At 37.4% G+C, this 11,165-nt stretch carries 9 protein-coding genes and 1 pseudogene; 3 read left to right on the top strand and 7 right to left on the bottom strand.

Annotated elements, in window-relative coordinates; translation table 11 throughout:
* A partial coding sequence (locus ON073_RS15060) for a hypothetical protein (RefSeq protein ID WP_274762704.1) occupies positions 1-628 on the bottom strand: 628 nt, incomplete at its 3' end.
* Between the two features lie 443 nt (positions 629-1,071).
* Here ON073_RS15060 and ON073_RS15055 point away from each other — a divergent pair.
* Positions 1,072-2,562: a response regulator gene (locus tag ON073_RS15055; RefSeq protein WP_274762703.1), complete on the top strand. Its 1,491-nt coding sequence runs from the start codon at positions 1,072-1,074 to the stop codon at positions 2,560-2,562.
* Positions 2,563-2,600: 38 nt separating this feature from the next.
* On the opposite strand, the gene ON073_RS15050 is transcribed toward ON073_RS15055, so the two are convergent.
* Together ON073_RS15050 and ON073_RS15045 are read right to left on the bottom strand one after the other, a co-directional pair.
* The gene (locus ON073_RS15050) at positions 2,601-3,110 is read right to left on the bottom strand and encodes a GNAT family N-acetyltransferase (RefSeq protein ID WP_274762702.1); all 510 of its coding nucleotides are present in this window, start codon (positions 3,108-3,110) and stop codon (positions 2,601-2,603) included.
* Positions 3,111-3,243: 133 nt separating this feature from the next.
* Positions 3,244-5,238, bottom strand: coding sequence for a TonB-dependent receptor plug domain-containing protein (locus ON073_RS15045; RefSeq protein ID WP_274762701.1), 1,995 nt, complete (start codon positions 5,236-5,238; stop codon positions 3,244-3,246).
* Between the two features lie 179 nt (positions 5,239-5,417).
* Here ON073_RS15045 and ON073_RS15040 point away from each other — a divergent pair.
* Positions 5,418-5,586 (top strand): annotated as a pseudogene (locus ON073_RS15040) (M35 family metallo-endopeptidase); the annotation flags it as partial.
* Positions 5,587-5,726: 140 nt separating this feature from the next.
* Here the strand turns inward: ON073_RS15040 and ON073_RS15035 are convergent.
* Positions 5,727-7,193: an alpha/beta fold hydrolase gene (locus tag ON073_RS15035; RefSeq protein ID WP_274762699.1), complete on the bottom strand. Its 1,467-nt coding sequence runs from the start codon at positions 7,191-7,193 to the stop codon at positions 5,727-5,729.
* A gap of 155 nt (positions 7,194-7,348) precedes the next feature.
* On the opposite strand from ON073_RS15035, the gene ON073_RS15030 reads away from it, so the two are divergent.
* Complete coding sequence (locus ON073_RS15030; RefSeq protein WP_274762697.1) at positions 7,349-8,872, top strand: LytR/AlgR family response regulator transcription factor; 1,524 nt, start codon at positions 7,349-7,351, stop codon at positions 8,870-8,872.
* A 38-nt stretch (positions 8,873-8,910) separates the two neighbouring features.
* Here ON073_RS15030 and ON073_RS15025 read toward each other — a convergent pair whose 3' ends face one another.
* From ON073_RS15025 to ON073_RS15015, 3 genes are all read right to left on the bottom strand, one after another.
* Positions 8,911-9,342 (bottom strand): acyl-CoA thioesterase, encoded by a 432-nt coding sequence (locus ON073_RS15025; RefSeq protein WP_274762696.1) that lies wholly within the window; start codon positions 9,340-9,342, stop codon positions 8,911-8,913.
* A gap of 91 nt (positions 9,343-9,433) precedes the next feature.
* Positions 9,434-9,838: a TspO/MBR family protein gene (locus ON073_RS15020; RefSeq protein WP_274762694.1), complete on the bottom strand. Its 405-nt coding sequence runs from the start codon at positions 9,836-9,838 to the stop codon at positions 9,434-9,436.
* 261 nt (positions 9,839-10,099) lie between these two features.
* On the bottom strand, positions 10,100-11,155 hold the full coding sequence (locus tag ON073_RS15015) for a hemin-degrading factor (protein ID WP_274762693.1): 1,056 nt from the start codon (positions 11,153-11,155) through the stop codon (positions 10,100-10,102).
* Positions 11,156-11,165 lie beyond the last annotated feature (10 nt).

Below are 11,165 nucleotides of genomic sequence, written 5' to 3'. Positions count from 1 at the left end.
ACGTTTGCTCAAATGATTTGCCATTAAACGATTTAGGTAATGTTTTAGATGCGGGCATTTCAACCGTTTGAGAGATGGTGCCGTTTTGAAGCGTTAGCTTAAATTGATCTCCTTTACTGACAAACAGCCAATAAAACAGTGCAAATTTATCAGATAATAAACGTTCGCGGTGCTTAACCGTATCCCCGTACATACGCGCCATAAGATCGGTGTATATGGTCTTAATTGGCTTTTCATTAATGCTAATCACCTCCGCTTTTGCAAACGAGCTGTGTTGCCCTCCAAGTAAACTTGCAAGGTACACTTTGCCGTTTTTAACCGTAACTTCAAATGGAAATAGCCCACCATTATTAATCACTTCTTTTGCAAGGCCTTTTTGGCTGCGGGTAAAAACTAACATATGTGCATCATTAAATTGGCTATTCAACAATGCAAATTCTGACAAAAACGCATTCACTGACATTGGTTTGGTAATGGATTGCTTTAAAGTGGTGAGAGACTTGTCAAATGCTGCAGTGTTTTGAATGCGAATACTTAAATCAGGGTGAGTGTTATTCACAAAGTCTTGCCATGCATTTAAATCTTGTTTCATCTGCGCTGGCGTTAACATATTTTGCAAATTTTGCATGTGTTCATTGGCACATACAGAGTGAACAACAAACAGTATCAATATAAAAAAATACCTAAGAAACATATTATTCCATTACTTTTATTTCAATTTTCAGATTAGACGCAATGCGTTACATAAATGGTTTAAACACGGGAATAAATTTTTAGAGTTGCGCTATAAAATATTAAAGCTAATTTGACAGTAACTAACTTGGGTTTATACATTAAAAACTCTGATCAATCGCGAGATTGGTAAAGCAAAAAATACGCACTTTCCAACGTAAACAGCTCAGCAAATTGCATTCTTATAAATGGTAATTAGTACGCTCAACTTTTGAAGGACTATAATTAAAATGTATTTATAACCGCCTAAATATCGCTTTAGTTTATTTGGAGTGTCTCGTTATCAAATTAGCCTTAAAAAATGGTATAACTTGTTCTTACTGCATTGAGGTTGTTCAAATGAAAGAGAACGCACTGAAAATAATGCTGATAGAACAAATGCCAGAAATGAATGGTGTGCTATTGTCTATTTTGCATGAATTGCACTTTTCAAATATCGATCTATTTAAAAATGTCACAAATGCATGGCATCAATTCCAAAGAGCGATACCTGATCTAATTATTTGCGACTGGTATCCAGAAAAATACGATACCTTAGAGCTATTAAAACAAGTGCGAAGCGCCAAAGTAGGCTCAGACACCCCTTTTATTATTGTCTCAGGGATCATTGAGCATGATTTAGTGAAACAAGCCATTGCAATGGGTGTGAGCGAATACATTGTAAAACCTTTTACAATGAATATGTTTGAACAAAAAATTCAACTCGCCCTTACTAAAGAGAAACGACATTTTCCAATACCAAAAACTAGAGAATCTTTTCAAACACTCGTTGGAGTATGTATTAACGAAGAGCACACGTTAAACTCAGTTCTCACGCAACTTAATAGCTACTCAACGAAAACGTTTAATGCGATCAGTGATGGGATCATCCATGCGCGAAGCGATAAGACACTGGATGTGTTGGTAGTCGACGATACATCTCTTGCCAATCATATTACGCTTCAAGATGAACTTCTTAAATTTATAAATTCTGGGCAACTCGAAGTCATTATTGTTAGCTCAGAGTATTCCTCCAAGGTTATTAATCAGTTTAGGCAGCGCGGATTTAAGCACATTGTCGATATTCAAAACGCCCTTGCAGACATTGAGGTAAGAACCGATCTTATCATTAACCTAAAAAAAGCGCTGCTTCACACCAAAGACACGGTACTCAAAGCGGCAGCAGAGGCCAATGAAAATAAAGAGTTCGAAAATAACTTACTCGAGTCAATCCAAGTTGAAGCATCCAATATTTCGCAGTTAAGTGAGCAAATTCAAGCTAGCGCGAAGAAATCAAGCTACGCTTATCAACTGAGTGAAGAAATTCATCAACGTGCAGGTAAAATCGAATCCTACAAATCGGTACTTACCTCAAGTCTTAAAGATTTCAAAACGCTTGAGCGCTCAGAGAAAGAATCGGTTTCAATTTCTGATGTAATAGAAACAGCTAATAATTTATTCAATAGTCAGCTAAAACAACGCAAAATTACATTAGTAAATGGGCTTACTGGCAAAGAAATGGCAAATGTAAATCCAACCCTTTTTGCAAGCCTATTTATGTTTTTAATGCGCTCGATTATTCTCGATACACGTTATGAAAGTAATATCGAGCTCAACGCGCAAACAAATACTGCTAACCACCTGACAAACCTTTTAATTAGTGCCAAGATGACTGGATTTCCACATTTAAAAGATATAACGAAACACACTTGGTTTGGCCAAGATGGAACACTTAACTTTGTTTTAAAAGACACTATTGCGCAATTATGTGAATCGCAATTACATCATTACGACATTGAGTTTGATCAAGCATCGCAACTGCTCAAGGTGTCTATTGATGTTGTGATGTAATTGAACAGCATCACTTTGATTAAAAGTTACTTATTTAACTATGATGCTAGGGTATTTTTATAAAGATTCACCAAATTACCTTTGAATTCGGTCTGTTTTAAGAACTCAAAGTTAGCTCTTTTAACAACAGCAATTGACTCAATATTTGATGGAAAAATCATTGCGTATATTGTTTGCTCATTTAACACATTAGCGCTGTAATTTTTTAGTCCTAATGCAATTTCTGTAGCGTAGCCTCTGCCCAAAAAGTCACTACCAAGACGATAATTAAGATGTAGAATATTTAGCCCATCAACTTGGTGCCTATTCAAACCACATAAACCAATTGCTTTCTCAGTCTCTTTTTCAATGACTAACCAATAACCAAAGTGTGCTTCTGCATAAGTGTTTATCATCTGGATTATAAAACTATCAACTTCACTATCAGTAAACGACTGCTTGATTGAGTATTGCATGGTTTTTTTATCTGTTAATAGGGGTGTTAAGCTGGCTTTATCTGAAAGTGTTATATGTCTAATAGTTAATCTTTGGGTATCAAATAACTGCATAAGAGTAATGCTAACTCCAAGTGTACACAATATAAATTGGCTTTATTTTAAATGGTTTAGCTTTACCTTTACTATTTTCATTCAAAATACTAAGTATTTTTTAAAAGTATTATGAGTGTAATTAAACAGCTATTCAAAATTTAAATCGAATGCCAATCTGATAGATTGCATCAACATCTCCAAATGCAGCAAGGGAGCTATTTTGCGAGCTATTATTGGGGTTTTTAATTACTTTATTTGACGCATTGTTAATACTCGTGACTAAGTCGAAGTGTTCAAATGCGGCTGTATAATTTAGGCCAATTACAGTATAAGCACCTAAACCAGCACGTTCATCTATAAATGATAAGTTTGCCCCTACTGAATGCCTATCAAAAAAATGATATGAGAAGCCACCACTAAAGGTAAACTTGGGTATTCGAAAAGCGTCAGGATCAGATACAGATCTTTGATTTCCTTGTTTAACATAAGCTAAATTTGAAAAGAGTGTCAATTCATCAAACACTAGCTGAAAATCAAGCTCAGCTCCTTCGCGTGTATAAAACCCTTCATTAAAAAACGAAACAGAATTTAAAGGCTCACTAAGGCGCCTAATAATAAAGTCTTCGGCATCCATCTTATAAAGGTTAGCGACAATCAATAAATTTGATTTAGCATACGAATAAGCGATATCAAATGACGACACCGTTTCGGCTGTGAGGCTTTGATTACCTACAACGTTGCCAGGCAAGAAAATATTAGTTTGTAATGGGTTTGGTGAATTATATCCTGTTGAATAAAGTATTTTAATGGTTTGAAATTGATCATAATTAAAAACAACGCCCAATCGCGGTGAAAAGTGACTGCCACTTAGTTCATGATCAATATAACGCCCACCCAAAATATATCGCCACTGACCCCTAGTGATATCTAATTGAGAATATACGGAAAGCTCTTCAATTTTATCCTCTGGAATTAATGTAGCAAGCGCTTGATTTGGATGCTCTAACATATATAAATTATAGCGATCGGAAGAGCGAGATTCGTGTTCAAAACCCACTGTCCACAGTGTTTGAGGATTAAATTGGTAGTTAACTTCAGTGCCTAAGCGCAAGCGATAATCTTTAGAACCCCTTCCCTCTTTCTTAACAAGTGCATCAACATTAGGTGCAAATAGATTTTTTATCGTAAAATCAAAAGTATAAAAATTATAGTCCGCATAAAATTTGCCAAAAAAATCATCGCTCTGCCAATGCGTATTTAAATGTACAAGATACGCTTCGCTTTCAGTGATAAAAGGCTGCAATGTCTGTTCATCAGCATAAGCGTCATTTATACCCATGTTTTTATCTGAGAAAGCATGTGCTAACAACTGGGTATTATTATGAGTGTATTTAAAAATAACTGATTCTTTTTCTTGTTCTCTAAATACGTCATCAATAATTAAGCCAACATCTGGGAAATACGCTTCATATTGAATCGTTTCTCCCCCCTCTCGTCTAACCTCACCGCCCAAATAAATTTGGTTTTCATTACCCAAATTACCTGTAATATAACCACTTGCTTGAGTTAATTTATCGCTGCCTATTTTAGCATACAGAGTGTTTTGCTCAGTATTATCTTGAGTAATTACGTTAATAACGCCACCTGAAGCTTGGGTACCATGTAGTACAGTTCCAGGCCCTCTAATCACCTCGATATGTGAGATAGATTCCCACGGGATCCCATCAAGTGGAATTAGCGAATGGGATGGTTGGTGGTAAGGAACACCATCCAATAAAAACAGCACTTTTTGATTAAACGTCTCATCAATGCCACGAATTTGAACCGCACCCAATCCAGTTATGGAGCTTTGGACAATCACACCAGGCACAAAATTAAACATATCCCTAAGATTATTTATGCCCATTTTTTCAAGCTCTATACGCTCATATCGAGATACAATTGCAGGAGTTTCTGTAATTGATTCTTCTTCAACTGAAGCAACAGAAACTTGGATTTTGAGTAAATCTTCAATTCCTAAGTTGTAGAACTTCTGAGATTCCTCATCAGCTAATGAACAAGTAACATTCAATGCCAATGCTAAAATAAGTATTGTTTTTAAAGCTTGTGTGTCGTGCATTATGATTTTCGATAGTGTGAAGATCATAGTTAAGTGTAGAAAACAATTGTGAATAAACCTAACTTTGCTCCTGTATGCTAATAGTTAAGCTCATAGCAAATGGTGAACATTAGCAACAATAGTAATCCCAAAAACATCAACACATCTTTTATATTAATAAAACTGCTGTATTTAAATGACCCCATTAGGCACTCAAAATAATAACAGGGATAATTGTGCATGAATTAAGTCACTTTACTGCGGTGGCAGGAACGAGGGGAGATTGTTTATGGTCAATCTGGCGCACAAAGTTTAGTGGTTTCTATGCCAAATCAAGCAAACCAAATTGCAGATAGCCATGAGTATTTTGCAGAAAACAAACCTAATCAAAACTAATTAACAAAAATGTTGGGGTCACTAGTTGACCCCATTTACGTTATACATTTCTTGCTAATACCTACCAACTTTCTATTTCCACACCCAAAGCTGGCATTGGTTTTTGCATTTGCTTCTAATGAACAATAACTTCTAAAGCCTTATTTGCCCATAGCAAACATCAAGTTAGGTTCTGGTAGATCAATGTTTGATTGGGTTATTTTTTCATCCTTCATAAACGCATGCATTACCTCTAACACCTTGGGCGAAACCGTATATAAATTGTGCCCTGCATTGGTTACTGTTACTTGAGTAAGTTTACTCAAGCCTGTAACTGATTGAATTTGCTCACTAGGATAGGTTCTGCCATCGAGGCTACCGGTTAACAGTAAGGTTGGTACATTGCTCTTTAATGGCGCTCTAAAGTCATCACCTAAATCGAGTTTTTTATCGACTAGGGCAAGTGCTGGCATCGGGAAATTAAGCGCTTCACCCAGTAAACTTGATTCTGCTTCGGCACGTACTCTCGCGAGGCGTTCGTTTGAAATGCCCGACGCAACATCCATAGCAAGTGACATTAATCGAAATTGAATTTGTTCCTCAGCAAATATGCCACGACCTAAAATATTCTGTAACAGTGCATAGTTGCCTTTGTCGAGGTCTTGATACACTTGTATCAGCATTGCCAAGTATTGGTTTGGATCGGCAATCATCATGCTTGCTAACATCTGCATATGATGTTTTTGAAAGAGTAAAGTATAAGGCTCACCACCGCGTTTAGGCACAGTCACGGTAACAGGGTTAGCGGCTAATTTCATATGCACACGCTTCATTAATTTTGGCAAATCAGGTACTTGTTCTTTCAATGCTTGTTTATTGATTATGCCTTGCACATTCGAAAAATAAGCGTCGGTTTCACTTGGTAGTTTTACAGTTTGATCAAGCCCTTCTGCACTGGCAATTATCACTTTTTCAATTTCTTCAGGCATATATTTTAGCGCGGTCATCGCAAGGTGGCTGCCGTACGAAATACCCCAAAGAGTTACCTTATCTGCATTTAAGTGCTTACGTAAATCACGAATATCAAGCGCATTTTGCACGCTAGTATAGCCATAAACATCAATGCCTTGTGCTTGCCAGTTAGTAAAGCATTCTTGTGCCGCTTGCTTATATCTTGCATCAACTTCTGTTTTTGAAATTACCTCGGTTAACCCAATAGTGACACTTGAAACGCATGGAGGTGCAGACTCTGATACCCCTGTGCCACGCTGATCGAGTGCAATCACGTCACCATATTCTCTAAGAGCCATAAATAGCTCAAATCGTTTACTTTTCGCAGTGCTTATCCCCGAGCCGCCTGGCCCACCCGCTAAGTAAACAATGGGCGCACCATGCGACTTTCCAGTCGCAGGAAAGCGCACATAATTCAGGCGTATCGTTCTACTTTTTGGGTTGTTACGATTTTCTGCTACAAAATAATGTCCTTCGTACGCAGCCACTTTCACTCCATTCATTGCAGCAAACTCAATTTGCTTTTCGTTTGGAAAAACGTATGCTGCAGTTACTGACGCTGCGCAAAATTCACTTAATAATGTAATTGTGCTTATAATAGCGAGCTTAAATTTCATAATCATTCTCCGGTTTTTTAACCTGTGTTCGTTATGTGTATTAAGCGTTAAGCTGCTGGCTCATGCCAGAAGTAACCTTTAAAAGGCATTGATTTTCATATAGATACGTTAAACGGTAGTGTTTTTTCGATAAACGGTAGTAAGGTAAATACTAAATGAGTGCACAAACTCAGTGGCTGATGTCATTCTTTTTAATGTTCGCAAGTTGTATTGCTCATACTAGCGAGCTACTGCCCTTTAGCCATAATCAAGCTGTCACTGTGTGTGAACTTACAAACAACAATACCCAACCTAGATTTAATGAACCACACTGCATTGACACAACCCTTGGACAAGTTGATCCACAAAATACCAATCTTTGGCTAAGAATTATTTTTCCATATCCAGAAGCACTAAACACTATTAATAAGCCACTCGGTTTGTTTTTATTTGCGAAAAGCGCATCAAGCATTTATTTAAATGGTGAGCTACTGGGGCACAATGGTTTTCCCGCTGTTGATAATAAAGAAGTGGCAGGGAGAATGGACACCGTATTTTACGTGCCTGAGCAACTATTTCGCCAATCAAGTAATGAGCTTATAGTGAATTTATCGGCACAACACAGCGTTATCACGCTCAGTCACCCTATTCATTTCATTGGCTTTGGCCACTTTAAATCGCCACAAAGTTTCATTCAAACATTTAACTGGCTTGGTTTAATTTTGCTTGGCGCATTTTTAGTTGGTGCTGTGTATTTTCTAAAGCTCAGTTTTTCACCGGAAAAACGTTCACCGTATCGCATATTTTTGTTTTTATGTTTACTCGCAGCGCTGCAATTATGCGCCGAAATATCGCGCGGTTTTATTCAATATGAATATTTTTGGCATGATATTCGTTTAATTGTTGTAACAACATGTTCGTTTTTATTTGGCCTTTGTATATTGCTTTATACATCAATAAAGGTGTTTGCAAAATCAGCGTTTCATTGGTTTTACGGTGGGTTAGTGATCACCTTATTGGTTGTGTTATTTGCGCCAGGATTTGATACAAAAACCACAGCAGGTGTGTTTTTCCCGTTAATAATTGGTGTTATACAGCTATTTATTGGGTGGCTCAAAACAAAGCAACAGAATTACCTAGTATGGCTGTTAGTTCAATTGGTGATCACGGTTAGTATTTTGCTAAGTGCGGCCAGTTTCCATGAAATCACTTACTTTATTTTTATTGGTATGTTGCTGTGTTATTTCTTTTGGCAACAGGCGTCAGAGCATCAGCATCATTTACTGATTTTGCAGCAAGAAAAAGAAAAAATCGCCAAGCTAGAATACATACTCAAGCAAAATAGCCAGCCAGCAAAAGCGCAAAAAATTGAAGTATCTATTGCAGGTAAGCTTGAATTAATCAACGTAGCCGACCTTGCCTATTGTAAAGCTTCGGGCGATTACGTTGAGTTGCATTTAGTCGATAACACAGAAAAGCTTTATTCCGGCACATTAAAACAGCTCGAAACACTCCTACCTAATGATTTTTTAAGAGTTCATCGCTCATTTGTAGTCAATTTACAACAAGTTAGCTCGCTTTCAACTAAACCAACTAATGAAAAAGCAAATAATCACTTGGTATTAAGAAATAGTGCCGAAGTGCCGGTTAGCAGGCGTCTTGTGCCAAGTGTGCGGGGCTCGTTAAAGTTATTAAGTTGACGAATTAATTTAAGTAGTCAATAGATTAAAGTCACCGCTTACTCATCTTTTTCGTACTGTTTTAGTACCGCTAACATTTCTTCTGAAATAGGTGATTTTTGCCCTGTTTTCATATTAAACATTACGACATTTGCGTAGCCTGTGGTGCAAATAGCCTGCTGTGATTCGCTAAACGCTTCATAGCGCATTGTAAAACGGTCACTTTTAATATCAGTAATATACGAGCCAATATACAGAGTATCAGGAAAGGTAACTGGGCGTTTATATTGTGCGTAGGTGTCTCGTAATACTGGGCTGCTGGTCGGGTCAGACAACACTGAAAGTAAACCCGTTTGTGTTAAAAAATCGATTCGCGCTGTTTCAAAATAGCGAAAATAAGACACATTGTTTACATGCCCTAACGCATCCATTTCGCCCCATACAACATTAATTTTGGTGTGGATCGGATATTTTTCGAAAAATTCCTGCATTTTGATGCCTTTATTATTTTAATGATAAAGCAGCTTACCAACTCATTGTACCAGTCTCAAGCGTTAAGTGATTAGGCACTAAAAGCGCTTTTTACCAGTTCATAATAGTGATGGAGAGCTGTAAGATTGTGGCTATTGATACCCAAATAAAATAAGGAACTTGTAACAGAGCGATCGATTTATAATAAGGCCATATCTTGTAACTCAGCCAAATAATACTTGCCCAAACAATTACTATGTCGAGAGAGGCAAGCGGAAGGTTCCTAAGGCCAAACTGAATTGGCGTAAAAGCAATGTTAGCTAAAAGATTTACTATAAAAGGAAGGGCAATTATACGCGGTAGTTTGCCTCTAAAAATTTGCAAAAAAACAAATCCAAAGGTCAGCAAAATAATTGGGTAAAGGGTTTGCCAAACAAGCCCTATAAATTGCGGGGTTGGTGTCCAGGCAGGTTTTGCTAAGGCGTTATACCAGTCGATAAAATTACCATATTCCATAAAGTGTTATCTTTTTATTATTTACACAAAGATAACTACGAATTACAGTTTCAACCTGATCACATATCGCCATCGATTGCGATGCTAGTTGTAAAGGTTGTTAAAGCTTTTAAGTGGACTGATATTAACTTTCATACTGCAAACAAGCCAAATAACTAGGGCAGCTGATTTGTATTTAAAAGTTAAACAAAACCAACTGCCCTTTATTTTCGCAATGCTCATTTTAGTAAACACTTGCTAAAATTTATTGTTTCCCTTTAGTTAACTTATCATAGCAAGCTTTTCTTCAGTCAAATTATGGCAAATTGTTTGCCATTCTTCGGTTTGCTTTTTGCCTTCCGTTCTGCGGCCAAACAGTGTCAGTACGGTCTCGCCTTGAGCGTCAAAAAACTCAATTGAGGTGACTACCGTTTCGCCATTATCTGTTGGTTTTCTTACAACAAAAGCGCGATCAAATTGTTGTGCTTTTGCATGTAAGTTAAACATAGGGTCGAGCACGTTATACCACTCACCCACTTGCTTTAATGTGTTAACTTGTCCTGAATAGATTTGCACCGCGCCATGATTACCCACGAACACCATGATTTCTTGCGCTTGCGCTTTCACTGTTTCAAGTACTTCAGGTAATACATTGCTTGGAATTTCGTAACTCCATGGCGAACCCACTAGCTCCAACGCCTGAACACGGCCAAGATTATGTGTATCTAGCAACTTAGGAAACAGGTGAACATCTTCAAGTTTTGCCCATGCAGCTCTAAACGCAGCGAGTTCTTCTTCACTCGGTACACGCAAAAGCTGAGTTGGTTTTTCTTCTGATGTTACAGTTAGTTTATAAGCCGGTACCTTAAAACGCTCTTTCAAATTAAGCAATTCAGACATGTTTGATTGTGCTGTGGTAAACACTTTATGAACGGCTTTACCCGCAATATCAAAAAACTGAATACTTGAGTGATTTTCAGATTCAACCAAAAATACACTGTGCCATTTATGTAAAAACAATCTTAAATCAATGCCACCTGGGTTAATGGCAACGCCCATTAAGCTATCATTGCGCTCTGAAATGTAGAGTTTTTCATAAACCCCTTTAATTTCATTTACAACATGGTTATTACGGGTAAGCGCCATCACATGGCCAAGCTTTTTAAACGTCTTTAAAATTTCTGGGATTTTAGTTGGATCTAAACTCGTTACATTTACACCAACCATGGCGTTAAGTAACTCAGCTTCACTAACACCCAATTTTTCTGCAGCATCTACGGCTCTTAGACGTGGCGTTTCAGCTTGTAGCTGTTGATAGTTTTCAAGTAAAGTATTCATGTAATTTCTC

This window comes from Pseudoalteromonas sp. G4, from assembly GCF_028875915.1.
GTDB lineage: Bacteria > Pseudomonadota > Gammaproteobacteria > Enterobacterales > Alteromonadaceae > Pseudoalteromonas.
Note: the sequence above shows the minus strand (reverse complement) of the source record. Positions and strands in the feature narration are given on the sequence as shown.